Raw genomic sequence first — 25,259 nt, 5'->3', positions numbered from 1 at the left:
CTCCTTTAATGAACTTAAAGGAACGCTATCCTTGGCCGTGATCAGGCGCAATGCACTCCGCGATCACGTCTCGCGGAATGCCTTGGCAAAGTAGTCAGCCAGCGGTTTGATCAGGTAATCCATCGGGCTGCGATCTGCGGTCCGAACGAAGGATTCCACCGGCATACCGGGGATCAACGTCATGTCCTCGGGCAAGCGATTGATTTCACCGTCGTTCAGCCGCAATTCAACACGGTAGAAAGAAGCCGATGTGTTTTCGTCCTGAAACGCATCCGCCGAAATCAGCGTCACAGTGCCAAATAATTCCGGCGTGCGGCGTTGATCAAACGCGGAAAAGCGCATCGTCGCTTCTTGGCCCACATAAATCTGGTCCACATCGGTCAGTTGCACTTGGGCGGCGATCACCAGCGGGCGGTCTTGCGGGACAAGAAACATCACCGGATCAGCAGCGCGAATAACGGATCGTTCGGCAAACACGGTCAGGCCGTACACGATGCCGGACAAAGGCGCACGAATATCCAACCGGTCAAGCTGTTCGGTCAACGTGCGCTGACGTTCGGACAGTTCCAGTTCGTTGAACTGCAGATCGCGCAGACGCGTGATGGCTTCCTCGCGACGGGTGGTATCAAGGCTTAGCACCTCGATTTCGATCTCGGTGATCTGCTCTGCGGCTTGGGCTTCAAGCGCTGCCAATTCGCCAACGCGTCCCAGCATATCAGCCTGTTCACGCTGCAACGCCGACACGCGGCTGGCTTGGGCAAGACCACGGTCCAGCAGGCTTTGCTGGTCGGCCAGTTCCTGAACGATCAGCGACTTCTGACTTTCCAACGCTTCTTGTTGGGCCTTGATGCCTGCGATCTGGCTGACGATTTGGGCACGCCGTTGGCCTAACTGTTCCTTGGTCTTGGCCGCCGATTCCAGCCGCGCCTGAAACAAGCGTTCCTGACCTGCGATCAGGCTATCAATTTCGGGGCGATCAAAGGCGAGCAGTTTTTCGGGGAACGTAATCGTGTCACTTCCATCGCGTTCGGCTTCCAATCGGCCACGGCGCGCAAGGATTTCGAACAACTGACCTTCGACGATCACCAATTCGGATTTCAACGCATTCGAATCCAGCTGGATCAACAGATCGCCCGCTTCAACAACGTCGCCTTCATCCACGAGGATCGCCTCAACGACACCGCCGTCAGGATGCTGGATCACTTGGCGATTGCGGTCGACTTCGATCTGACCGGATGCAATCACAGCCCCTGTGATCTGCGCCATGACAGCCCAGGTACCAAAACCGCCGACAAGCACCAGCATCGCCAGCAGTCCAATGATCATCGGCTTGGCGACAGACCACCGTTTATTCGGGTTTTGCTCGCTCATGATACGCCCCCGCCTTGACCGGTCGTCTTTTTGATTTGATCGGCATTCTTGACCATCTCCTGCAGCACCTGATCCTTCGGGCCAAACGCACGCCGCGCCCCGTTTTCAATCACCAACAACAGATCGCATTCCTGAATAGCAGCAGGACGATGCGCCATGATAAACACGATCTTGCCTTCCTCTTTGGTCAGTTTGATCGCGTTGTTCAGCGCATTTGACCCTTCGTTATCAAGGTTTGAATTTGGTTCATCCAGCACCAGCACAACAGGGTTGCCATACATCGCACGCGCCAGCCCGATCCGCTGGATTTGACCGCCTGAAAGACGACCGCCATTGGACGCCACGCGGGTATCGTAGCCATCGGGTAGCTTGAGGATCATCTCATGCGCCGCCGCCTTCTTCGCGGCCTCGACTACGGCGGCATCATTCGGCTGCATCGACATGCGGGCGATGTTTTCTTTGATGGTGCCGTCAAACAACTGCACGCGCTGTGGCAGATACCCAATATGTTGACCCAGAACGTCAGGGTTATACTGGTCCAACGCAGCGCCATCGAGCCGGATTTTCCCGCCTGCAGGACGCCAGATACCGGTCAATGCACGTGCCAATGTCGTCTTGCCCGCACCCGATGTGCCGATCACCCCAACCGCTTGTCCGGGCTGGACGGCAAAGCTGATCATACGCAGTGACGCGGTCTGTTCCCCCGGCGGGATCACAGTGACCTGATCCGCGACAATGCGGGCAGCGGGTTGCGGCAGGGTTGTCCTAGCATCATCGGCAGGCACATTACCCAAAAGCGTTGACAGATTGCGCCAGCCTTCACGGCCCTTTTGGAACGTCGCAAACTGTCCGACGATCAATTCAATCGGTGCCAAAGCGCGGCCCAGCAGGATGGAACCGGCAATCATAGCACCCGGCGTCAGTTCGCCTTGTAGCACCAGATATGCACCAAGCCCCAGCATCGCGGATTGCAAAAACAGCCGGAATGTCTTGGTCATCGCGCTAAAGGTGCCCGCGCCATCAGCGGCCGCAATCGTCGCATCAAGACTTTCGCCACGGGCGATCTGCCATCTGCTAAACGCGGCATCGCGCATGCCAAGTGCATGCACCATTTCGGATTCCTGCCGGATCTGTGCGCCCATCGTTTCGGACTGGAAGGTCGCGGCATTCGCCTTTTGCAGCGGTTTGCGGGTGGTCAGTTGGTTTGTGATCGCAACGCCAATCAAGATCACGCCTCCAACAAGGCCAAGCAGGCCCATCAACGGGTGAAAGATAAAGATGCCAAGAAAGAATAGCGGCGTCCAAGGCAGATCAAACACAGCCATCAAGGCAGGCGATGTAATCAAACGCTGGACGCTTTCGAGATCACGTAAACCTGTGGCCGCCTGTTTCGTGGCTTTGTTTATCGTCGACGCTTTCAACACAGCCGCAAAAACGCGGCGGTCCATTGTTGCCTGAAAACGGGCCCCGACGCGGCCCATGATCCGACCACGCACGTAATCCATGATCCCCATCATCCCGTAAAGGAAGGCGACCAAAACAGACAAGGCGATCAACGTCTCTAAGCTACGCGACCCCAAAACCCGATCATATACATTCAACATGTAAAGCGGGCCGGTCAGCATCAGCATGTTCACGAAGAAACTGAACACGGCGACCATCCAATACAGGCTCCGGCTTTGTTTGCGCGCATTGATTAATTCAGCGCGACCTTGTGCTGTCAATTCGTCTGCCATTGGCGGTTCATCGCTCTATTTATTTTTTGTTACTACTTGGGGTATCAATTACCCGATAAAGACAACAACGCCACTGCAAACTAAGGTTGTTGCAATTTTTACGGACAAGCGTCACATCACAATCACCTCTTTTAAAGATCGAAACTGTTGAATTCATGAAGTCACTTTTTGCCATTTGCTTGACCCTATCCTTGCTTGGCGCATGTAGCGTCGCCCCCGAAGGGGTATCGGTCCACGATCCATACGAGGCCCGCAATCGGTCTGTCCACGAATTCAACAAAAACCTCACAGGTGGCTTGGGCAGTGGCGAAAGCAGCGGCCCGCGCATTCCCGCGCCAATCTCTGAACGGGTGATTGATTTCGCCGATAACGTCGCTTTGCCGGGTGTGATCCTGAATAACACATTGCAGGGCGATCTGGGCGCTGCGGGCTCCAATTCCCTGCGGTTCCTGATCAATTCGGTTTTCGGTCTTTTTGGTGTGTTTGATCCGTCCGATATTATTGGGCTTGAAGAAATTGATGCCGATTTTGGTCAAACCCTATCGGTTTGGGGCGCACCTGAAGGCGCGTATCTCGAATTACCGCTCATTGGCCCGTCAACCGAACGCGACACTGCGGGGATGATTGTGGATGTCCTCATTGATCCGCTGGGCACTTTCCTGAACGAAGACCAATTGCTTGTCGCTTCAGTAGGGTCGCTGGCTGGCCGCGTCGCAAAAATTGACCAAGTGGGCGATACCATTGGTGACGTTCTGAACGAAAGCGCGGACAGCTACACGCAGGCACAGCTGATCTACCTACAGAACCGCCGTTTTGAAATCGGGGCCGAAGCGGCTGAAGTCGCTGACCCCTACGCCGACCTATACGGAGACCCGTAATGATCCTGAACCGTCGTCAAATGATCGCAGCCACGAGCGCCGCAGTTCTCATCCCGCAATCTGCAGCCGCCTTGTCCGTGCAGCAGTCGCAGGCCATCGTCACGGCCCTTGTGACCGAAGTGAACGCGGTCATCGCATCCGGCAAATCCGAAGCCGCCATGATCCGCGATTTCGAGGTTCTGTTTGATCGCTATTCCGATGTGCCGACAATTGCACGGTACTGCCTTGGCGCAGACGCCCGCAGCGCAAGCGCGGCCCAGATGCAGGCCTACACTGTAGCCTTCCGCAGCTACATCGCCAGCAAATATGGCCGTCGTTTCCGTGAATTCGTGGGCGGTGAAATCGTCGTCGAAGGCGCGGCACCCGTCAAAAGCTGGATCGAGGTTGAGACAACCGTGAAATTGCGGGGACGTTCCCCGCTCCGCATGGATTTCCACGTGTCTGATCGGTCCGGATCGCACAAATTCTTCAACTTCATCATCGAAGGCGTGAATATGCTGTTGACCGAACGGGCGGAAATCGGGGCGCTTCTTGATCGGCAAGGTCGTAACCTTGATGCACTTACCGCCGAAATCGGGGCAGCCTGATGCGTAGGCTCGCCGCGATATTGGCTCTGATGCCGACGCTTGCTGCGGCGGGGCCTTACGATGGGACGTACAAACAGGTCGCCAACGCGGATTGCGCGAACGTCGGCGTTGATGGTGGTGCGCTGAAAATCGAAGATGGCATTTTCTTTGGCGTAGACGTGCAATGCCGCATGACGCGTCCGGTGGACGTGCTGCAAATGGATGCGACGCTCTACACGATGCAATGCTCCAACGACGACGAAGTCTGGACAGAACGCGCGATGCTCATGGACGCAGCGGACGACGACGGGATCATCATGATTTGGAACGGTTACGCGTTTGCCTATTCGGCCTGCGAACCTGAATAAACCCGACTGCTAGTTTGCGTTGTTCAGGATGTTATTCAACACATCCAGAATGGCACCGTCATTTGGCGATTCCGGTGCAGCGGGTGCGGGCGCCTGTGGTGCGGCGACACCCGGCTGGAAATTCGGATCACTGCGACGTAACTGATTGCCCGGACCTTGCATCGGCAGCGGCACAGGCTGCTGACCGTCAAGCACACGCGTCATCGTCTCGCGCCAGATATCAGCGGGCAGACCCCCACCAGTCACACCGGACAGTGGACTGTTGTCGTCATAGCCCATCCAAACGCCAGTCACGTAATCGCCGGTAAAGCCGATAAACCACGCATCCCGCGCGGATTGCGTCGTGCCTGTCTTGCCCGCAATTTGCCAGCCATCAATCTTCGCACGCGCACCAGTGCCGCGTTCGACCACTTGGCTCATCATCCATGTCAGTTCGCGAGCGGACCGTTCACGGATCACACGTTCCTTGATCCCGCCAGCAAGGGCCGGAAAAATCTCGTTCGTGGCGGCGACTTCAAGTTCAACAAAACCGTAAGGATCAACAGCGGAGCCACCGTTCAGGATACCCGCATAAGCACCGGTCATTTCGATCAATGTGCTTTCGGATACACCCAGCGCCAGCGCCGGACCATCGGCCAGATCGCTTTCGATCCCGAACCCTTCTGCGACAAGCCGCACAATATCGCGGCCCACGTTTTCTGACAGGATCACCGCTGGAATGTTCCGGCTTTCGACAAGCGATTCCGTCAGCGTCACCGGCCCTTTGAACTGGCGGTCATAGTTTTGCGGACACCAATCGCCAGATCCGGGCGTGGACCAGCACATGTCAGTATCGTTGACGTAATCGTTGGGCGAGAAATCCATTTCCAAAGCAGCCGCAAAGATGAACGGCTTAAACGCCGATCCGGGTTGGCGGCGGGCCTGAATAGCGCGGTTGAAATCACCTGGGTTCGGGGCAGACCGCCCACCAACCATCGCCCGTACAGCGCCGTCTGCAGACATCACAACAATCGCGGCTTCGGCTTCCGATCCGGCTTTCACCTTGTTTTCAAAGACCCATGTCAGGGCGTCTTCGGCGCTGGCCTGAATGTCTTGATCGAAGGTCGTGTGAATGTTCACGTCTTCTGTTGTGTTGCGCGTGAAGAATTCGGGGCCGGACGCCATCACCCAATCGGCGAAATATCCGCCGGTGTCTTGTTTCGCAGCAGACGACAACGTCGCTGGGTTCGCGCGGGCATCAGCGGCCAGTTCGGGCGACAGACGTTCTTGCACCTCCATCAAGCCAATGACGACGTTCGCGCGTTGTTGGGCAGCTTCCAGATTGCGGGTCGGCGCGCGCGAAGATGGGGCGGGTAGCAAGCTCGACAGCATCGCGGCTTCGGCAGGGCGCAGGTCGCTGGCTGATTTCCCAAAGTAGCGTTCAGATGCAGCTGCAAACCCACGCGACCCCGCACCCAAATAGGCACGGTTCAGGTAGATCGTCAGAATTTCATCCTTTGTGTACGCGACTTCCATGCCCATCGCGTAAACGGCTTCTTTCACCTTCCGCCACAAAGTGGTGCGGCGACAATCGGCCTCATAGGCGGCTTCTGACTCCCATTGGTTCGGATCAAACGGGGTGCCAAGGCACAGCAGCTTCGCCACCTGTTGCGTGATCGTAGACCCGCCGTTGCCGGACAACGGCCCGCGACCAGCCCGCAGGTTGATCCGCACAGCAGACGCGACACCGCGCGGCGAAAGGCCAATGTGACGGTAGAACCGTTTGTCTTCGGATGCGACGACGGCGTTGACCAAATGGGGGCTTACCGTTTCGGTCGTTATCATCCCGCCAAACTGATCGCCACGCCAAGCAAACGTATCGCCAAAACGGTCCTGCAATGTAACCGAACCACGCGCGCGGCCATCAATGACGCTATTTGCAGGCGGCATTTGCGAAGCGAAGTAGAACACGCCGAGACCAACCATAATGCAGACAATTGCGGTGCCGCCCCAGATCAGCCGCCAGACGGCGCGGAAAATGCCGCCAATGAACGCGGTTAACAGCCCGATAGGGCCGCGACGTTTGGCTGGCGCACGTTTTGCGGCCTTGCGCGCACGCGCGGATTTCTTGGGTGCGGGCTTTTTCGGTGCGTCCGCAGCATACCGTTTTTCAGCAACCAATGGGCTGCGTTTCTTACCATTTCCGCTCATGTCTCGCCTGCACCGTTCCGGTATCTTTGGGGCATCATACGCGCTGCAAGTACGAATGTAGAGAACCCAGATGGCCCAGCGGCGCTTTTATGTTTCGTCTAATTTTTGGGCGAAACGATTAATTTGTGCAAAAAATGTGCAAATTGCGTCGGATGTGCCCCAAAAGGGCCTCCAGAATCGTTGTTCCCCTCGGCGAGATACCGCCACTTAGGCCCACAGCCGCACGGTCGCGGCATTTGGGCAGAACGACAAGGGGACCCCTCGTGAAACTGATCATTGCAACAATCAAACCATTCAAGCTGGAAGAGGTCCGCGAAGCGCTGACCGGCATCGGTGTGCGTGGGATGATGGTATCTGAAATTAAAGGCTTCGGCGCACAATCCGGGCACACAGAAATCTACCGTGGCGCAGAATACGCCGTGAATTTCGTGCCGAAAGTGAAGCTTGAGATCGTCGTGCAGGACAGCATGGCAGAACAAGTGGTTTCCACAATCGCCACTACAGCCAAGACCGATAAAATCGGCGACGGCAAAATCTTTACGCTTGATGTGGAAGGCGCGATGCGCGTCCGCACCGGCGAACTAAACGACGACGCTATCTAAGGGACCGGGACAGATGAAACTCACCAATACACTTTTTGCGGGGGCAGCACTGGTAGCATTGCCAAGCTTCGCCTTTGCCCAAGAGGCAGCCGCACCGGGGTTCGATGAAATCGGCCCTTACATCATGACAACCTTCTTGTTCTTGGTTGCAGGCTTCCTCGTGTTTTTCATGGCCGCAGGCTTTGCAATGCTCGAAGCTGGCCTTGTGCGCGGCAAAAACGTTGCCATGCAGCTGACCAAAAACATCGCGTTGTTCTCTATTGCGTCCATCATGTACTGGCTGGTTGGCTTCAACCTGATGTACCCGGGCGAATTCAACGGCTACCTCGGCCCAATCTTCGGCACAACAACATGGCTCGAACCAGTTGGTCTGGACGCATCTGAGGCTGCACTGGATTACGCATCCGTTGCATCCGATTTCTTCTTCCAGCTGATGTTTGTTGCGGCAACTGCGTCCATCGTTTCTGGTGCACTTGCTGAGCGCATCAAACTGTGGCCGTTCCTGATCTTCGTCGCAATCCTGACAGGCCTGATGTACCCAATCTCGGGTTCTTGGCAGTGGGGCGGCGGTTGGTTGTCCGAAATGGGCTTCTCTGACTTCGCCGGTTCTACAATCGTACACTCTGTCGGTGGCTGGGCTGCTTTGGCTGGTGCGATCATCCTTGGGCCACGTCTGGGCAAATACAAAGATGGCCGTACTGTTCCAATGCCGGGTTCAAACCTCGCACTTGCAACACTGGGTACATTCATCCTGTGGCTCGGTTGGTTTGGCTTTAACGGTGGTTCACAGCTTGCTGCGGGTACTGTTGGCGACATCACTGACATCGGCCGCATCTTTGCGAACACAAACATGGCAGCAGCATCCGGCGCAGTAGCCGCGCTGATCCTGACGCAAATCATGTACAAAAAGGTCGACCTGACGATGGTTCTGAACGGCGCGCTCGCTGGTCTGGTTTCCATCACAGCTGAACCGCTTGCTCCAACACTGCTCGGCGCATTGCTGACAGGTGCTGTAGGTGGTGTGATCGTGGTCTTCGCAGTTCCGCTTCTCGACAAGCTGAAAATCGACGACGTTGTTGGTGCGATCCCTGTTCACCTGCTGGCAGGTATCTGGGGTACACTCGCAGTGGCCTTCTACACAGGCAACTGGGGCGCACAGATCACTGGTATCGTAGCTTACGGTGTCTTTACATTTGTCATCGCTGGTGTGATCTGGTTCATCCTGAAAGCAACAGTAGGTATCCGCGTCAGCGAAGAAGCCGAGATCAACGGTCTCGACATGGCTGAGCTGGGCATGGAAGCTTACCCAGAGTTTAACAAAGGCTAAGCCCCTCCTCCTTCCTTCCTAGGGGACTAGCAAACTTAAACCCGGCCGCATCATGTGGCCGGGTTTTTTCGTTCCAGCAGGAGGAATTTCAACAGTCCTTGCTGCGGAGCGGGATAATATTGCTTGTATTACGAAAAATGCGGGTAATTCTTCTAATCACGGTTCGATTGGAGCCAATAAACGTAAAACCTTGCGCAATTTCTGGGCCATTCTCCCATCAACCACGAATCCTTCTATCTGCGGAGTGCCACCGATGATCCAGACACCATACCTTCTGTTCTTAGGCGACGCGCCTGACCAACTTGCCGCCAAAGTTGCCATCGGCATCAAAGACTGGCGTCCAGAGAATGCCGTCGGTCAATTCCGCATGGCGGGTTGCGGGGCAGACCTTGGGATCACTGAGATGACGCTGGAAGAAGGCCTTGCCGCTGGTGCCAAGACATTGGTCATCGGCGTGGCCAACCGGGGCGGCGTGATTTCCGATGCGTGGAAAGAGGTGCTCGTTCAGGCGCTGAACATGGGCTACGACATTGCGTCCGGTTTGCATAACCTGCTGCGCGACGAAAACGAACTGATGGCAGCGGCCCGTGTGAATGGCCGGACATTGTTCGACGTGCGTATCCCGTCTGTAGCGTATCCAATCGCGAACGGTGTGAAGCGGACAGGTAAACGGTGCTTGGCCGTCGGGACCGATTGTTCCGTAGGCAAGATGTACACCGGCCTGTGCATGGACGCCGAAATGCAGAAACGCGGGATGAAGACGACATTCCGGCCAACCGGGCAGACCGGCATCCTGATCACCGGTGGCGGTGTGCCTTTGGATGCGGTCATCGCCGATTTCATGGCAGGTGCGGTCGAATATCTGACACCTGACAACGATGCGGATCATTGGGACCACATCGAAGGGCAGGGCAGCCTGTTCCACGTGTCTTATTCTGGCGTGACAATGGCCTTGATCCACGGCGGCCAGCCCGATGCGATCGTTCTGGCGCACGAACCAACACGGACCCATATGCGCGGTTTGCCGACCTACGACCTGCCATCGCTCGAGGCGTTGCGCGACATGGTCCTGCCAATCGCGCGGGTCGCGAACCCTGATTGCCAGATCGTCGGTATTTCCGTGAACACACAGCATCTTTCGGATGAAGAGGCGAAAGCCTGTGTTGCGGAAATCGAAGACCGCATGGGCCTGCCAACCACCGATCCGTTCCGTTATGGCGCGGCAAAGCTGGTGGATGCTCTCGAAGCGATCTAAACATCTGCAAACGGGGGCGAATTTTCTGGAAAATTCGGCGGGGGCCAGCCCCCGTACCCCCGGAATATAGAGAAACCCAAAGAAGGTGGGCCGTATGGGCATCCAAGTAACGCGCGACGTCTTTCAGCTGGCACAGGTGTTTACCATCAGCCGTGGGTCGCGGACGCAGGCCGAGGTATTGACGGTGCAGGTTGCGGACGGCGATCACGTCGGTATGGGTGAATGTGTGCCCTATGCCCGCTATGGCGAGAGCCTTGATAGCGTCACGGCCGAGATTATGGGTCTGCCTGCGGATTTGACACGTCAAGCGCTGCAGGATTTGTTGCCGGCGGGTGCCGCGCGCAATGCCGTTGATTGCGCGTTGTGGGATTTGGAAGCCAAGCAAGCGGGCGAACGCGTTTGGGATATGGTGGGTGTTCCTGCGCCAAAGCCGGAAATCACCGCATATACCCTGTCGCTTGATACCCCAGAAAAGATGCAAGAGCAGGCGGCGTTGAATGCCCATCGTCCGCTGTTGAAGATCAAACTCGGCACGCCTGACGATATGGCCCGGTTAGAAGCTGTGCGGCGCGGTGCGCCTGCGTCTCGGATCATTGTCGACGCTAACGAAGGCTGGACTGCTGAGGTTTACGCCGAACTCGCCCCGCATTTGCTGCGCCTTGGCGTGCAGATGGTAGAACAGCCGTTGCCTGCGGGTGACGACGATATGCTTTCCGAAATTGAACGCCCGCTGCCTGTTTGCGCCGATGAGGCCTGCCATGATCGCACGTCGTTGCCCAAACTGAAGGGCAAATACGATATGGTGAACATCAAGCTGGATAAAACCGGCGGCCTGACCGAGGCGCTGTTGCTTAAGCAAGACGCAATCGCCCAAGGCTACGATGTCATGGTCGGCTGCATGGTCGGATCATCGCTTGCCATGGCCCCAGCGGTACTTTTAGCTCAAGATGTGGCGTTCACGGACCTTGACGGCCCGCTTCTGTTGGCCGAAGACCGCGATGAACCTTTGATATTTGACGAGGCGGGCGTGCATGCACCTACCGCCGGACTATGGGGATAACGCGATGCGCACAGTCTATTTGAACGGCAACTATGTACCTGAAAACGAAGCGCAGGTGTCGATCTTTGATCGCGGCTTCCTGATGGCGGATGGCGTGTATGAAGTGACGTCAGTCTTGGACGGCAAGTTGATCGACTTTGACGGCCACGCGAAACGTCTGGAACGGTCCTTGAACGAACTGGGCATGCAAAAGCCTGATTGCTTTGACGATCTTCTGGAAATCCACCGCGAGCTGGTGAAGGTGAACAACATCAACGAAGGCATGATCTATCTGCAAATCACGCGTGGCGCACCCGATGACCGTGATTTTGTCTACCCTGATCCCGAAACGGTAAAGCCAACCGTCGTTCTATTCACGCAGAACAAGCCAGGTCTGGCCGATAGCCCCGCTGCCAAAAAGGGGATGAAAGTGATCTCCATCGAAGATCAGCGCTGGGCCCGACGCGACATCAAGACCGTTCAGCTGCTGTACCCGTCCATGGCGAAGATGGCTGCGAAAGCTGCTGGCGCTGATGATGCATGGATGGTCGAAGATGGCATGGTGACCGAAGGGTCATCCAACAACGCCTATATCGTCAAAGGCAACACGATCATCACGCGTCACCTTGGCAACGAAATCCTGCACGGGATCACCCGCGCGGCCGTTCTGCGATTTGCCCGCGAAGCCCAGATGCAAGTCGAAGAGCGCAGCTTTACCATCGCAGAAGCCCAAGAGGCGGACGAGGCGTTTATCACCTCTGCGTCGACTTTCGTGATGCCCGTGGTCGAGATTGATGAAAAGCCAATCGGTGACGGCACACCGGGGTCCATCGCGCCGCGTCTGCGTGAAATCTACCTCGAAGAAAGCCGTAAAATGGCGATCTAAGCCAGATCACCACGCACAAGAAAGGGGCGTCCTTTGTGAAAAGGACGCCCCTTTTGTTTGATATATTAGGATGTGGCTTCGGGGATCAATGCCACGACGTTGACGTTCACCGCTGTGGTCAGGCTGATCCGTGCGAGGATCGCAACCTCTTGCCCGTCAACCGTCACCAAAGTGTCCGCGCCATTGTTCACAGGGCCAAGCGTGATCGTGCCAGTCCCATCACCGATCGCAATATTCAGGATATCCTCGGCAGGGTCGAAATCTTTGATTGTCACGGGATCATCGATCACGTCTTCGACGCTGACGACGGCCAGATCATTACCTGCACCCAATTTCACAAGATCACCGTCGTCGGCCAAAACAGCGTCATCGCCAGAGCCGAGCGTCACCTCGTCTGCGCCATCGCTGGCCAGATCGCGGACATCGACGATATCGTTCTCGGACCCACCGCGCACAGTGTCATTGCCGTCGCGATCAACGACAATATCGTTGCCCGCGCCTGCCTTGATCAGATCATCGCCGGTGCCGCCACGGATTAGGTCGTCACCGCTATTGCCCGCAATCACGTCATCGCCGGACCCGCCATACAGCACATCCGTCTCGCGCCCGCCGTCGATCGTGTCGTCGCCCGCGCCGCCATAAGCGATGTCCTGACCCCGACCCGTATCAATCGTTTCATCGCCATCGGTACCCGCAATAAGATCAGAGTCTTCGTCGGCGGTTTGCACGATTTCCCGACCGAACAGGCTGATGTTCACGGTTTCGGGGTCGGTTACGCCTTCAAGGATAATCGCGGTTTGGTCGCCTACGTTGATCAACGTATTTTCACCCGCTTCATCAGGCGTGATCGTCAGTTCGCTGCCGTCAAAGATTGCAGGAATTTCCAGTTCGATCCGTTCGCGGGCTTCATAATCGGTGATGGTTGTGGGTTCGCCTTCGTTATCCCACCGCACGGCAAAGGCGTCGTTGCCACCCCCGCCCGAAATTTCGTCGCCTTCATCACCAATCAGGATGTCATTGCCAAAGCCGCCGAACAGCGTGTCGGCTTCATCGTCACCGGTGCCCGCATCAAGCGCCATGATCAGGTCTGCGCCAAGATCGCCATAGATCGTGTCCGCACCGGCGTCGTCCATGATTGCATCGTCGCCATCACCACCACGTGTCAGGTCATCGCCTTCGTTATTTCCGGCAGAGAAATCATTCCCCTCCCCCAGAAACACGCGATCATCGCCCGCGCCGCCTGTGACTGTATCATCGCCGTCGAATGCACGGATCAGGTCGTCGCCTTCGGTGCCTTCTTCCGTGTCATCGCCTGCGGTCAGATCCAGAAAGTTTGTGACTGGGGCCGTGGCCGCGGTTGGTGTGTCCGGCTGATCTGCGTCATCACTAGAGCCGCTATCGCCTGCAACGTCACCGGCAGATGAACTGCCGCTGTCGCTAAACAAAAGGCCCGATAAGCCAAGCAAAATCAGTACTGGTAAAACAAATTCCATATTCGACCCCCATCGAAATGACTTTTACGCTGCACCCGTTGATCGGCGTGCAGCGCTATAATGACCCCAATAGGACCCGTTCAGGCTGTATGGTCAAGCAGTTAGGTTGAGGGTGTTTCTTGTTGCGGATCAATGTGATGTCATGGCTCGCATTGTTTCCGTTTCGGATTACTTCTCTGGATGACTTTCCGCGAATGCGGCTTTGGCCGCATCGGACGCGTCTGTCTGGTGTTTGTCGCGCCATTTGACAAACGGCATCCCATAGAACGCCTCACGCCCTGCGTCTTTGTCCATCTCAATACCGCGTTCATTGGCGGCTTCTTGGTACCAGCGGCTCAGGCAATTCCGGCAAAACCCTGCAAGGTTCATCATATCGATGTTTTGGGCGTCGGGCCGATCTTCCATCAAATGCTTTTGCAGGCGGCGGAAAGCGGCGGCTTCGATCTCGATGCGGGTTTGGTCGTCCATGGTTTTATCCTTTCACAGGCCGGTATCGGCCAGAACTTTGTCTAATATCGGGGCGAGCCTGCTAGCCCACAAGGCCTGTCCGGCGGCATCTGCGATCAAATCATTGCGCAATTCGATCAGCACGTTCGGGCGGTTGTGGGCTGTTGCATGACGATCAATCGCATCGTCGGGGAAATAGCCAACATAGGGGGCGTTGTCGCCGACGCACCACCCCATGGCTTCACAGGCGGCAATCAGCGGACGCGCCAGACGGTCATCATCCGCATAAAGCACACCGATCTCCCATGGGCGCGGCGGGCGTCCTCGCATTTGTGGCGTAAACGAATGAACAGAACAAATCACAGTGTCGTCGCGCCGAGCAGCCAGATCAGCAAGTGCGGCGTGATAGGGGCGGTGCAACCGGTCAAGCCGACGTTCCTTTTCAGCCGCATCCGCATGATGGTTGGCGGGAATGATTGTGCCATCGGAAAGACGCATCAGCAGGGTCGGGTCACGCTCACCACGGTTCGGATCAATCACCAACCGCGAGAAGTTGGATAGAATCGCAGTTGCCCCTAGGGCAGTTGCAAGCGCGTGGGTCACGCCCGCGGCGCCAATATCATAGGCAATGTGGCGTTCCATGTCCGCCGCAGGCAGGCCAAGATCGCCCCCATTCACCCATTTTGGAACGTGATTTGACGCGTGATCGCTCGTAATTAACCAGCGTGACGGGTTTTTGGGCTCAAGAGTGGTGAAATATTCAACAGTCATACGTGTTTCATCAAAATAGAGTTGAGTGCAGTTGTGACGTCCGGGGTTATAAGCAATAAGGGCGCCAAAAGGTGTTATCGCTAACGAAGGCACCTCACGCAGTTGAAGTATAAGGATCACCCGTATGAGACGTCACCGCAATGTCAAAATCGTCGCAACACTAGGACCAGCATCTAACGACTACGACATGATCCGTAAGTTGGTTGAAGCCGGTGCTGACGTGTTCCGTCTGAATATGTCCCACGGTGATCACTCCGAAATCAAAGTGCGTCACGAAATCATTCGCCAAGTTGAAAAAGACCTCAACAGCCCGATCGGTATTCTGGCCGACCTTCAGGGACCAAAACTGCGTGTTGGTGTGTTTGCAAACGACGATGGTGAAGAACTGGTGCCGGGCGCAGATTTCCGTCTCGACCTTGATGACGCGCCGGGTGATCTGACCCGCGTACAGTTGCCGCACACTGAAATTTTTGACGCACTTGAACCTGGCGCGCACCTGCTGGTGAACGACGGTAAGATTAAGCTGCGTGTCAAAGACTGCGGCGCGACTTTCGCGAACTGCGAAGTCATCGTTGGCGGCGTGATTTCCAACCGTAAAGGCGTGAACGTGCCTGACGTGACACTGCCGTTGGCCGCGCTGTCCCCGAAAGATCTGAAAGACCTCGAATTCGTGTGCGAATTGGGCGTGGACTGGCTGGCGCTGTCCTTCGTGCAGCGTGCCGCTGACGTCGAACAAGCCCGCAAACTGTGCAACGGTCGTGCGGCGATCTTGTCCAAAATTGAAAAGCCAAACGCTGTGAAGGCGTTCGAAGAAATCCTCGCGGTGTCCGACGGTATCATGGTTGCGCGTGGCGATCTGGGTGTTGAACTGCCTGTGCAGAACGTCCCACCAATCCAGAAAAGCCTGATCCGTAAATGTCGTGCAGCAGCCAAGCCGGTGATCGTGGCGACGCAGATGCTCGAATCCATGATCGACAGCCCGATGCCGACACGTGCCGAAGTCTCTGACGTCGCAACCGCGATCTACGAAGGCACAGACGCGATCATGCTGTCTGCAGAATCTGCGGCGGGGTCTTATCCGGTTGAAGCCGTGACAACGATGTCCAACGTGGCCGCCGAAGTCGAAGCTGACCCAACCTACACCGACATCATCGAAGCATCCCGCAATTCCACGGGTAAAACCGTGGCCGATGGGATCGTTTCTGCGGCGCGTGAAATTGCGGAAACCACAGACGTCAAAGCAATCTGCTGTTTCTCCCAATCTGGGACAACAGCATCCTTGGTTGCACGCGAACGCCCGCGGGTGCCAATCGTTGCGATGACCAGCTCACCTGAAATCGCGCGGCGCTTGTGCCTGACGTGGGGCACCAACTGCGTGGTCACGGGCGATGTTCACCGGTTTAAGGATGCGGTGATCGCGGCTGTGCGTGCAGCAAAGGCAGAAGACTTGGTCGACGAATCCGACATGATCGTTGTGACAGCTGGTGTGCCCTTCAACACACCGGGTACGACGAACATCCTGCGGGTTGCCCCATGTGCAGAAAAGTTGATTTTCACAGCAGATGCTGATTAAGGTTTCCTAACGCGAAACAATCGCAGGAAACGGGCATGGATTCAGACGTCTTATTTGTTGTGGGCTTCATCATTGCGGTGCTGTCCATTCCGGCAATCGTGTCTGCGTTCTCCGACAATCGGTCGCCTCGGGTGCCTGCAATTGTTGTCCTGATCGGGGCCTTGATGATCGGTTATGCGATCAACGAACGGCCCGGCGCCTATAACTTTGATACTTTGCCGGACGTCTTCGTTCGGGTGATCGGCAAAGTCCTGAACTAAAAGGCCTCAGGTGGGCATGTTTTGCCCACTTATCGCTTGCTTTCCAAAGGACTCAGACCTAAAGAAGCGCTTCCACCCGCGCGACCGGCCTATCTGGCATGCCGAGTCGTGCGTTCAACCGAACTCAAGAGGAGACGGAAATGCCTAAGATGAAGACAAAATCGAGCTGCAAAAAGCGGTTCAAGACGACGGCGTCAGGCCGTGTCGTCGCAGCCCAAGCGGGCAAGCAGCACGGCATGATCAAGCGCACAAACAAATTCCTTCGTAACGCTCGTGGCACAACCACTTTGAGCAAAGCAGACGAAGGTATCGTTAAATCAATGATGCCTTACGCACGTTAATTAGAGGGATTTAGGATATGCGCGTTAAAGGTGGTACAGTCACTCATCGTCGTCACAAAAAAGTTCTCGACGCTGCCAAAGGTTATTACGACCGTCGTTCCAAGACTTTCAAAGTCGCGAAACAGGCCGTCGACAAAGCGAACCAATACGCTACTCGCGACCGTCACAACCGCAAGCGGAACTTCCGCGCGTTGTGGATCCAGCGGATCAACGCTGGTGTACGTTCGGTAGACGAAACATTGAACTACTCCAAGTTCATCAACGGTCTCGTTCTGGCTGGCATCGAAGTCGACCGTAAGGTTCTGGCTGACCTGGCCGTAAACGAACCAGACGCATTTGCGACAATCGTCGGCAAAGCAAAAGACGCACTGGCTGCCTAAGCCAAACGTCGATCAGAATACGAAAGGGCCGTCCACCATTGGGCGGCCCTTTTGCGTTAGTGACCAGCGGCGAAAACGCCAGTTTGCTGCCCCGTTGTTGTAATGCTAGCGTTGTTCTGCGCGCGAGTCGTAACAAATGATCGGGTGACGGTCCCTACAAGTTCGGCGCCTTCCGCCGTCGAACCGCCTAGCACACCAGAGTAATCAGTTGTCTCGATAGTCTCTCTACCGTCTTCTTCATTAACGGTGGTCTGCTCATCAATTGTACCAAAGGTCCCGTCTGCGAGAATGGTGCTTTCAGGAAAGCTAATTCGAGCGTCTTCATCTAGCACGAATGGCAAACCAAGCTCGAACAAATCCGTTGTCGCCTCTGTCACCTCACCACTGATCGTCATCGCGTCCAGGTCCACGTCAAACACGGCAGTGCCTGTGATATAGCTTCTGAACGTGTCATTTTCGGAATTCTCAAAAACCCCGACGTAGCTGCCTTCTAATGTTGCGCGCCCCGTTGGCAGAGCACCCAACTGAGCGGTGCGACCAAAGAACGTTTCTGCCACGACGCCTTCATTGCGGGTCAATAAGATTGCAGCAAATGTCTCATCGCCTTCGCTCAGCGCGAGGATTTGACCTTCGCCGTCCTCCAATTCCGCAGCGCCTAGGAACGACCCGGCGTCAAATCTTTCGCTAAGTGGGAGCACAAGGTCATTATTTTTTGTTTGAAACGCAATGGTTTGACTATCTACCGTGAAAGACGGGACGTCTGTTGTCGAACCACAAGCGGCCAAAGTAAGACATCCCAGTGGGGTAAGTGAACGAATTAAAGAATGCACGTCGGGTCCAATCAAAGCTTTATGTAGGCCAACTGTGATCACCTATGCATCGAACTTCAAACAAAAATTGACGTTTCTGGCCTGAACGGCTTTCTTTGGGGCGACTCGGAACGCAAGGATTTCACACCATGGCACAAAACGACTACGACGCCGGTCGTTTGAACCTTCCCTTCGTTGGCATCTCGACCTTCGGCAAGCGGCCTTACGTTTCAAATTGGTCTACCATCGACGCGGATGTGGCTATCCTCGGCGCCCCTTTCGATTTCGGCACACAGTTCCGCCCGGGCGCTCGCTTTGGTCCGCGTGCGGTGCGCGAGGCATCGACCCTGTTCAGCTTTGGTCACGGCGGGGCGTTTGACCACGAAGACGACGCCACCTATCTCGGGTCCGACGTCCGTATCGTCGATATCGGCGACGCGGATATCGTCCACACAGACACCGACAAAAGCCATGCAAATATCAAACAGGGGGTCGCGGCGATCCTAAAAGCGGGGGCGTTGCCGGTCACCATCGGCGGCGATCATTCGATTAACATTCCCTGCATTGATGCCTTCGCGGATCAAGGCGACATCCACATTCTGCAAATTGACGCACACCTCGATTTTGTCGACGTGCGGCATGGCGTACGCAACGGGCATGGCAATCCAATGCGCCGCGCGGCGGAAAAGTCATATGTCACTGGCTTGACCCAAGTCGGCATCCGCAATGTGTCGTCCACCGCGAAAGAAGGCTACGACGACGCGCGCAAAATGGGGTCCGACATCATCTCGGTCCGGCAAATGCGCAAACTCGGGGCTGATGAGGTGATAAACCGTATCCCCAAGGACGTCCGCGTCTACGTCACCATCGACATCGACGGGTTTTGCCCGTCCATCGCCCCCGGCACAGGCACGCCCAGTCACGGCGGGTTCCTCTACTACGAAGTCCTCGAAATGCTACAAGCCCTCGCCAACCGGTACGATGTTGTCGGTATTGATCTGGTCGAAGTCGCCCCGGCCTACGATCAAACCGACAGCACCGCGATCCTCGCAGCACAGGTCCTGTTGAATTTCCTCGGCTTCATCTTCCACGCACGGGGCTAGTGACCGACGATAATCTCAGGGGCGTCGATCGATGCCCCGCTGACCAGGCCAGCGTAGTTAACCGTGTCTTCGAACACGGCATCGCGTGTATTTTCACCCGAGATTGACGCGCCCCCCACGCTTGCAACCCATCCCCCCATTCACTAACACCACATCAACCCATTCAAGAGGCGCGCCATGGACGATCTCAAATCCAAATACCTGACCCTGATTGCCGATGCTGGCGATGAAAACACCCTCGAAGACCTTCGCGTGCAGGCGCTTGGCAAAAAGGGCGAGATTTCCTTGCAGATGCGCGAGCTGGGCAAAATGACGCCAGAGGAACGCCAAACAGCGGGCCCCGCGTTGAATGCGCTGAAGAACGAAATCAACTCCGCGCTCGCCGCCAAGAAATCCGGCCTGCAAGACGCGGCCTTGGACGAACGCCTGCGCTCCGAATGGCTCGACGTCACGCTGCCATCGCGTCAGCGCCCCGCGGGCACCATTCACCCGATTTCGCAGGTCACCGACGAGGTCACCGCGATCTTCGCCGACATGGGCTTTTCCGTCGCCGAAGGGCCGCAGATCGAATCCGATTGGTATAACTTCGACGCGCTGAACATTCCGGGTCACCACCCTGCACGCGCCGAGATGGACACGTTCTACACGCACCGCAAGGAAGGCGATAACCGCCCGCCGCACGTCCTGCGCACGCACACATCGCCCGTGCAAATCCGGTCGCTCGAAGCCAACGGCGCACCCATCCGCATCATCTGCCCGGGCCGCGTTTACCGCGCCGACTACGACCAAACCCACACGCCAATGTTCAACCAAGTCGAAGGTCTCGCCATCGACAAAGACATCTCCATGGCCAACCTGAAATGGGTGCTCGAAGAATTCGTCAAAGCGTTCTTCGAAGTCGACGACGTTGAACTCCGCTTCCGCGCCTCCCACTTCCCGTTCACCGAACCATCCGCAGAGGTCGACATCCGCTGCTCATGGGAAGGCGGGACACTGAAAGTCGGCGAAGGCGACGACTGGCTCGAAATCCTAGGCTCCGGCATGGTGCACCCGAAAGTGCTGACAGCAGCAGGCGTCGATCCAAACGAATACCAAGGCTTCGCCTTCGGCGTCGGCATCGACCGCATCGCCATGCTGAAATACGGAGTCCCCGACCTACGCGCCTTCTTCGATAGCGACCTGCGCTGGCTGCGGCACTACGGTTTCCGGTCATTGGACGTGCCAACGTTGGATGGTGGTTTGTCGCGGTGACGCTGAGAGAAATATGGTCATCTGTAGCGTTCGCTGTGGATGACTATATGTTTCATTTTAGCAGCGTCGGACTATTAGATTGGCCCCTGTACTATCTAGTTCCAACAGGTATTTTCGCTTGTTTCTTCGTACTTTTGGCAATGGCTATATGCGAATCTTTGCTAAGGTCGGTTTGCAAATATGTCATGGATGGCTTTGCGGGAAAATTGCTGTCGTTTCTCCAGCGGCAATTTGGCACCGCTGCTGGGTGGATTATCTTTGTGTTCGTTGCTGCCGTCAGCTTTATGGTGTTGCTTAAGCTGTTTTCAGTATACTTAGTTTGGCTTGAAGCCATATGAAGTTTTTAGTGTCCTGAATTGGAGGGCAACTGACATAACATCACGGCTCTTGCCTCACGATAACCTCCCCTAGGTCCCCGCGCTCCCCTCTGACGGAAAGCTCCACAAATGCTCTTCGACAACACCCACCACAAACACCCCGACCAACGCCGCCGCTACGCGCTCTACGAACTCGCTTACACCTTCGTCGATTTCTCGGCGGCCATCCTGTTTATCATCGGCTCCGTCATGTTCTTTTCCGACGAATGGACCTACACAGGCACATGGCTGTTCGTCATCGGCTCGATCTGTTTCGCGCTGAAACCGACCATTCGGATCACGCGCGAAATCCACATGATCGCAAAAGGGCGGGCCGACGCGGTCGCTGACAACCTGAACAAGGACGAAAACAATGGCTGACACCGAAGACCTGAACGACACATATCCGGGTGCGGGCACGTTCCAGTTCGGCGATAGCAAGGAAATGTGCCAGCGTTTGATCGACCTCGTCCGCAAGGGCAAGAAAACGGCAACCTGCGGTGCGGCCCGCGATTTCGAAGACGAACCCGAAGCCATGCCTGTCGTCGGCCGCTGCGACATCGCAGCGAACTGGGACACCACGCCCGCGCTGGTGATCCGCACAACAGCCGTCCACAAAATCCGCTTCTGCGATGTCCCCGAAGAACTGGCGCTCAAAGAAGGCGAAAACGAAGCCCTCGTCGGCTGGCGCAAAGACCACAAAGCCTTCTTCAAACGCAACGGTGGCTACGACCCCGAAATGATGCTGATCTTTGAAGAATTCGAACTCGTCGAAGACCTAGACGGACGCGCACTCTAACCCCATCGTCCCGCGCAACGGCAATCATCGCGCGGGACCTCGGCTTCTTTGGGTCCTTCCAAATCCCCGCCGGAGGCTCCCGCACGTCCAACATGCGCCGCGCACAAAATCGTCATGTGACATCAGCCACGACACAGCTACAAAAGTGACATGATACGCATCCTGATTTTCCTCGCCCTGTTCTCCACCCAAGCGAACGCCCAAACCAACCCCGACTCAATCCTGCCGGACAACCCGTGCCATGGCCAAACGGCCTGCGAACTCGACGGGCGGGAATACCACGTCAAAGAACCGGACGGATGGGACGGCGTGTCACCGCTGCCCGTCTTGCTCCATTTCCACGGTTGGGCGCGGACAGGGGCGGGACCAGTCTACAACGGGCGTATTTCCGGCGCGACACGCAGGCGCGGCGTCCTGCTGATCGCCCCAACAGGCGTCAACAAAACATGGAACTTTCGCCAATCCGGCAGTCCCGATATCGCCTTCGCCAATGCAGCCCTTGAAGACGCCGCAAAACGTTACCCCATCGACACGTCACAAATCTACGTATCGGGTTATTCCTACGGCGGCCTGATGGCATGGCGCTACGCCTGCGAAAGCGGTGACCGGGCGTTAGCGGTGATGAGCATCAGCGCAACACTCGCGTCCTCCGGTCACTGCGACCAGCAACCAACCGAATTTCGCGAGGTCTACGGCCTGCGCGACACCGTCCTCGATTTCCCCTACGGCCCAGACGGGGACACCACATTCCCTGTCATCTTTTGGCGCGACCAATACGGCTGCGGGGACGCGACCGACGAAACGGACTACGCGATCACCCAGCGGCGCGCCTACACGCGCACAACATGGGATTGCGGCCCGAACAAAGTCACGCTCGACATCCACCCCGGCGGCCACCTTATCCCGCGCGGCTGGATCGGGCGCCAGCTTGACGAACTGCTGGACCGGACGCCCACCTATCCGTGACCCGCACTTTCCCCCAGCACAGCTTTGGGTTAGGACAGCATCAACACATCTGATGCACGGACGACGTTCATGAAATTCACGCTATCTTGGCTAAAATCCCACCTCGACACCGACGCTTCTGTGGCGGACATTGCAGAGGCGCTGACCGACCTCGGGCTCGAAGTCGAAGGCATCGAAAACCCGATTGAAAAGCTGTCAGCCTTTACCATCGGCTACGTTGAAAGCGCGGAAAAACACCCCGACGCGGACAAGCTGAAAATCTGTCAGGTCGCAACCAAAGACGGGCCAACACAGATCATCTGCGGCGCGCCAAACGCGCGCGAAGGGATTACCGTCGTGATCGCATCGCCGGGGACTTACGTTCCGGGTCTTGATATCACCATCGGCGTCGGCAAAATCCGTGGCGTCGAAAGCTTCGGCATGATGTGTTCCGAAAAAGAGATGGAGCTGTCCGACGAACACGATGGCATCATTGAACTGCCATCAGGCGACGTCGGCCAGTCTTACACCGACTGGCTCGCGGCAAACGATCCATCTAAAGTCGATCCCGTGATCGAAATCGCCATCACGCCAAACCGTCCCGACGCACTTGGCGTACGCGGAATCGCACGTGACTTGGCGGCGCGTGGTCTTGGTGTGATGAAACCGCGCGAAGTTGATGTTGTGCCCGCGACAATCACATCCGATCTGTCCGTCACCATCGCGGACGACACGCTGGACGGTTGCCCCGTCTTCACGGGCCGCCTGATCAAAGGCGTGAAAAACGGACCGTCGCCTGCGTGGCTGCAAGACCTGTTGCGGGCGATTGGCCTGCGTCCGATTTCCTTCCTCGTAGATGTGACCAACTTCTTCACCTACGACCTGAACCGCCCTTTGCATGTCTTCGACGCGGACAAGGTCGCGGGCAACCTGCGTGTGCACCGTGCGGCTGGCGGTGAAACGATCACTGCGCTGGATGAAAAAGAATACACGTTGCAAGCGGGTCAGATGATCATTTCCGATGACAATGGCGCGGAAAGCATCGCGGGCATCATGGGTGGCTTTGACACGGGCTGCACCGAAGAAACAACCAACGTCTTTGTCGAATCCGCGTACTGGGATCCAGTGCAGATCGCCTACGCAGGCCGCGCGCTGAAGATCAATTCAGACGCGCGCTACCGCTTTGAACGCGGCGTTGATCCGGCCTTCACGCCCGAAGGTCTGGAACACGCCGTACGCATGATCGTTGATCACGCAGGCGGCGAAGCGTCCGAGATGATCGTCGCAGGTGCCGTGCCGGACGTGTCGCGTGCGTATAAACTGGACGCGAAACGGGTGATCTCACTCGTTGGCATGGACATCCCTGAAAGCACACAGCGCCAGACGCTGACTGCCCTTGGGTTCCGTCTTGAAGGTGACATGGCGCATGTGCCGTCATGGCGGCCTGACGTGCAGGGCGAAGCTGATCTGGTCGAAGAAGTCGCACGGATTGCGTCGCTGACCAAACTAGAAGGCAAGCCATTGCCGCGTATGGCTGGTGTGCCCAAACCTGTGCTGACACCGATGCAGCTGCGGTCTTCTGCAGCACGCCGGACAGCTGCGGCTTTGGGCTACAACGAATGCATCAGCTATTCTTTCATCGATAAAAAAGCAGCGAGCCTTTTTGGCGGCGGTGACGACGCAACGATGCTGGAAAACCCGATTTCCAGCGACATGTCGCACATGCGTCCGGGCCTTCTTCCGGGCCTTTTGCGGGCAGCATCGCGCAACCAAGCGCGCGGTTTTGCAGACATGGCGCTGTTCGAAGTCGGGACAGCCTTCCAAGGCGGCGAACCGGGCGAACAACACACTCAAGTGGCTGGCATCCTGATTGGACGGACTGGTCCGAAGGACGTGCTGGGCGAAGCGCGTGACGTTGACGTGTACGACGCGAAAGCAGATGCAGAGGCGATCCTATCGGCCATTGGTGCGCCCGCAAAGGTGCAAATCCTGCGCGGCGGTGAAGCGTGGTGGCATCCAGGTCGTCACGGCCGGATTTGTCTGGGGCCAAAGAAAGTGCTCGGCGTCTTCGGTGAAATCCACCCGAAAATCCTGCGCGAAATGGACATCAAAGGTCCAGCCGTTGGCTTCGTGATTTACCCTGAACAAGTGCCTGTGCCGAAAAAGAAATCACCGGCGCGAGCTGCTTTGAAGGCAACCGATCTGCAAGCGGTTGAACGGGACTTTGCCTTTGTGGTGGACGCGGACGTTGAGGCACTGACGCTGGTCAATGCAGCAACTGGTGCAGACAAGGCGCTGATCACTGACGTGCGTATCTTTGACGAATTCATCGGTGGGTCCTTGGGCGAAGGTAAGAAATCGCTTGCGATGACCGTACGTTTGCAGCCCGTTGATACGACGCTGAAAGACAAAGAGATCGAAGCAGTTGCTGCCAAGATCGTCGAAAAAGTGACGAAAGCCACGGGCGGTACGTTGCGCGGCTAATGCCGCGCCAGATTGGGGGCCAGCCCCCA

General features: G+C 56.6%; 25 protein-coding genes. 18 read left to right on the top strand and 7 right to left on the bottom strand.

Features of this window, described 5'->3' with window-relative positions; translation table 11 throughout:
* Positions 1 to 63: 63 nt before the first annotated feature.
* Positions 64 to 1,371 (bottom strand): HlyD family type I secretion periplasmic adaptor subunit, encoded by a 1,308-nt coding sequence (locus MWU61_RS12200; RefSeq protein ID WP_247128651.1) that lies wholly within the window; start codon positions 1,369 to 1,371, stop codon positions 64 to 66.
* Complete coding sequence (locus MWU61_RS12195) at positions 1,368 to 3,107, bottom strand: type I secretion system permease/ATPase (protein ID WP_247128650.1); 1,740 nt, start codon at positions 3,105 to 3,107, stop codon at positions 1,368 to 1,370. Before MWU61_RS12195 ends, MWU61_RS12200 begins: the two co-directional genes overlap by 4 nt.
* A gap of 155 nt (positions 3,108 to 3,262) precedes the next feature.
* Here MWU61_RS12195 and MWU61_RS12190 point away from each other — a divergent pair, with 155 nt between their 5' ends.
* From MWU61_RS12190 to MWU61_RS12180, 3 genes are read left to right on the top strand one after another with little or no spacing between them, the layout of a single operon-like run.
* Positions 3,263 to 3,985 carry a VacJ family lipoprotein gene (locus MWU61_RS12190; RefSeq protein WP_247128649.1) on the top strand — a complete coding sequence of 241 codons (723 nt, stop codon included), beginning with the start codon at positions 3,263 to 3,265 and terminating at the stop codon, positions 3,983 to 3,985.
* Complete coding sequence (locus tag MWU61_RS12185; RefSeq protein ID WP_247128648.1) at positions 3,985 to 4,572, top strand: ABC transporter substrate-binding protein; 588 nt, start codon at positions 3,985 to 3,987, stop codon at positions 4,570 to 4,572. The genes MWU61_RS12190 and MWU61_RS12185 overlap by 1 nt, the downstream gene beginning before the upstream one ends.
* Positions 4,572 to 4,919 (top strand): hypothetical protein, encoded by a 348-nt coding sequence (locus tag MWU61_RS12180; protein WP_247128647.1) that lies wholly within the window; start codon positions 4,572 to 4,574, stop codon positions 4,917 to 4,919. The genes MWU61_RS12185 and MWU61_RS12180 overlap by 1 nt, the downstream gene beginning before the upstream one ends.
* 9 nt (positions 4,920 to 4,928) lie before the next feature.
* Here MWU61_RS12180 and MWU61_RS12175 read toward each other — a convergent pair whose 3' ends face one another.
* Positions 4,929 to 7,109: a transglycosylase domain-containing protein gene (locus MWU61_RS12175; protein ID WP_247128646.1), complete on the bottom strand. Its 2,181-nt coding sequence runs from the start codon at positions 7,107 to 7,109 to the stop codon at positions 4,929 to 4,931.
* 263 nt (positions 7,110 to 7,372) lie between these two features.
* Here MWU61_RS12175 and MWU61_RS12170 point away from each other — a divergent pair, with 263 nt between their 5' ends.
* The 5 genes from MWU61_RS12170 to MWU61_RS12150 all read left to right on the top strand — a co-directional run bounded on the left by MWU61_RS12170 (position 7,373) and on the right by MWU61_RS12150 (position 12,218).
* Positions 7,373 to 7,711, top strand: a complete 339-nt coding sequence (locus MWU61_RS12170; RefSeq protein ID WP_247128645.1) for a P-II family nitrogen regulator — start codon at positions 7,373 to 7,375, stop codon at positions 7,709 to 7,711.
* Between the two features lie 13 nt (positions 7,712 to 7,724).
* Entirely contained in the window at positions 7,725 to 9,038 is a 1,314-nt protein-coding gene (locus MWU61_RS12165) for an ammonium transporter (protein WP_247128644.1), read from the top strand.
* Between the two features lie 253 nt (positions 9,039 to 9,291).
* Positions 9,292 to 10,293 carry an N-acetyltransferase DgcN gene (gene dgcN / locus MWU61_RS12160; protein ID WP_247128643.1) on the top strand — a complete coding sequence of 334 codons (1,002 nt, stop codon included), beginning with the start codon at positions 9,292 to 9,294 and terminating at the stop codon, positions 10,291 to 10,293.
* 94 nt (positions 10,294 to 10,387) lie between these two features.
* A complete protein-coding gene (gene dgcA / locus MWU61_RS12155) occupies positions 10,388 to 11,353 on the top strand; it encodes an N-acetyl-D-Glu racemase DgcA (RefSeq protein ID WP_247128642.1) in 966 nt (321 codons plus the stop codon).
* A gap of 4 nt (positions 11,354 to 11,357) precedes the next feature.
* The gene (locus MWU61_RS12150) at positions 11,358 to 12,218 is read left to right on the top strand and encodes a D-amino-acid transaminase (RefSeq protein ID WP_247128641.1); all 861 of its coding nucleotides are present in this window, start codon (positions 11,358 to 11,360) and stop codon (positions 12,216 to 12,218) included.
* A gap of 65 nt (positions 12,219 to 12,283) precedes the next feature.
* Here the strand turns inward: MWU61_RS12150 and MWU61_RS12145 are convergent, their stop codons facing one another.
* From MWU61_RS12145 to MWU61_RS12135, 3 genes are all read right to left on the bottom strand, one after another.
* The gene (locus MWU61_RS12145; protein WP_247128640.1) at positions 12,284 to 13,711 is read right to left on the bottom strand and encodes a calcium-binding protein; all 1,428 of its coding nucleotides are present in this window, start codon (positions 13,709 to 13,711) and stop codon (positions 12,284 to 12,286) included.
* Positions 13,712 to 13,879: 168 nt separating this feature from the next.
* The gene (locus MWU61_RS12140; RefSeq protein WP_247128639.1) at positions 13,880 to 14,179 is read right to left on the bottom strand and encodes a DUF1244 domain-containing protein; all 300 of its coding nucleotides are present in this window, start codon (positions 14,177 to 14,179) and stop codon (positions 13,880 to 13,882) included.
* A 12-nt stretch (positions 14,180 to 14,191) separates the two neighbouring features.
* The gene (locus tag MWU61_RS12135; protein ID WP_247128638.1) at positions 14,192 to 14,929 is read right to left on the bottom strand and encodes an N-formylglutamate amidohydrolase; all 738 of its coding nucleotides are present in this window, start codon (positions 14,927 to 14,929) and stop codon (positions 14,192 to 14,194) included.
* Between the two features lie 124 nt (positions 14,930 to 15,053).
* On the opposite strand from MWU61_RS12135, the gene pyk reads away from it, so the two are divergent.
* The 4 genes from pyk (at position 15,054) to rplT (ending at position 17,483) form a co-directional block, all read left to right on the top strand.
* Entirely contained in the window at positions 15,054 to 16,502 is a 1,449-nt protein-coding gene (gene pyk / locus MWU61_RS12130; protein ID WP_247128637.1) for a pyruvate kinase, read from the top strand.
* 35 nt (positions 16,503 to 16,537) lie between these two features.
* Complete coding sequence (locus tag MWU61_RS12125) at positions 16,538 to 16,762, top strand: hypothetical protein (protein ID WP_247128636.1); 225 nt, start codon at positions 16,538 to 16,540, stop codon at positions 16,760 to 16,762.
* A gap of 140 nt (positions 16,763 to 16,902) precedes the next feature.
* Complete coding sequence (rpmI, locus tag MWU61_RS12120; RefSeq protein ID WP_247128635.1) at positions 16,903 to 17,103, top strand: 50S ribosomal protein L35; 201 nt, start codon at positions 16,903 to 16,905, stop codon at positions 17,101 to 17,103.
* 17 nt (positions 17,104 to 17,120) lie between these two features.
* A complete protein-coding gene (rplT, locus tag MWU61_RS12115; RefSeq protein WP_247128634.1) occupies positions 17,121 to 17,483 on the top strand; it encodes a 50S ribosomal protein L20 in 363 nt (120 codons plus the stop codon).
* Between the two features lie 56 nt (positions 17,484 to 17,539).
* Here the strand turns inward: rplT and MWU61_RS12110 are convergent, their stop codons facing one another.
* The gene (locus MWU61_RS12110) at positions 17,540 to 18,181 is read right to left on the bottom strand and encodes a hypothetical protein (protein ID WP_247128633.1); all 642 of its coding nucleotides are present in this window, start codon (positions 18,179 to 18,181) and stop codon (positions 17,540 to 17,542) included.
* 260 nt (positions 18,182 to 18,441) lie between these two features.
* Here MWU61_RS12110 and speB point away from each other — a divergent pair, with 260 nt between their 5' ends.
* From speB to pheT, 6 genes are all read left to right on the top strand, one after another.
* Positions 18,442 to 19,395, top strand: a complete 954-nt coding sequence (gene speB / locus MWU61_RS12105; RefSeq protein WP_247128632.1) for an agmatinase — start codon at positions 18,442 to 18,444, stop codon at positions 19,393 to 19,395.
* 177 nt (positions 19,396 to 19,572) lie between these two features.
* The gene (gene pheS, locus MWU61_RS12100; protein ID WP_247128631.1) at positions 19,573 to 20,646 is read left to right on the top strand and encodes a phenylalanine--tRNA ligase subunit alpha; all 1,074 of its coding nucleotides are present in this window, start codon (positions 19,573 to 19,575) and stop codon (positions 20,644 to 20,646) included.
* Between the two features lie 446 nt (positions 20,647 to 21,092).
* Complete coding sequence (locus MWU61_RS12095; protein ID WP_247128630.1) at positions 21,093 to 21,383, top strand: YrhK family protein; 291 nt, start codon at positions 21,093 to 21,095, stop codon at positions 21,381 to 21,383.
* Positions 21,376 to 21,801, top strand: a complete 426-nt coding sequence (locus MWU61_RS12090; RefSeq protein ID WP_247128629.1) for an ASCH domain-containing protein — start codon at positions 21,376 to 21,378, stop codon at positions 21,799 to 21,801. The genes MWU61_RS12095 and MWU61_RS12090 overlap by 8 nt, the downstream gene beginning before the upstream one ends.
* Before the next feature lie 150 nt (positions 21,802 to 21,951).
* Positions 21,952 to 22,767: a polyhydroxybutyrate depolymerase gene (locus tag MWU61_RS12085; RefSeq protein WP_247128628.1), complete on the top strand. Its 816-nt coding sequence runs from the start codon at positions 21,952 to 21,954 to the stop codon at positions 22,765 to 22,767.
* A 69-nt stretch (positions 22,768 to 22,836) separates the two neighbouring features.
* Positions 22,837 to 25,230 carry a phenylalanine--tRNA ligase subunit beta gene (gene pheT, locus MWU61_RS12080; RefSeq protein ID WP_247128627.1) on the top strand — a complete coding sequence of 798 codons (2,394 nt, stop codon included), beginning with the start codon at positions 22,837 to 22,839 and terminating at the stop codon, positions 25,228 to 25,230.
* The last annotated feature ends 29 nt before the right edge of the window (positions 25,231 to 25,259 follow it).

The sequence above is a fragment of the Loktanella sp. F6476L genome, from assembly GCF_023015725.1.
Lineage (GTDB): Bacteria > Pseudomonadota > Alphaproteobacteria > Rhodobacterales > Rhodobacteraceae > Yoonia.
This window is presented reverse-complemented; position numbering and strand designations above follow the sequence as displayed.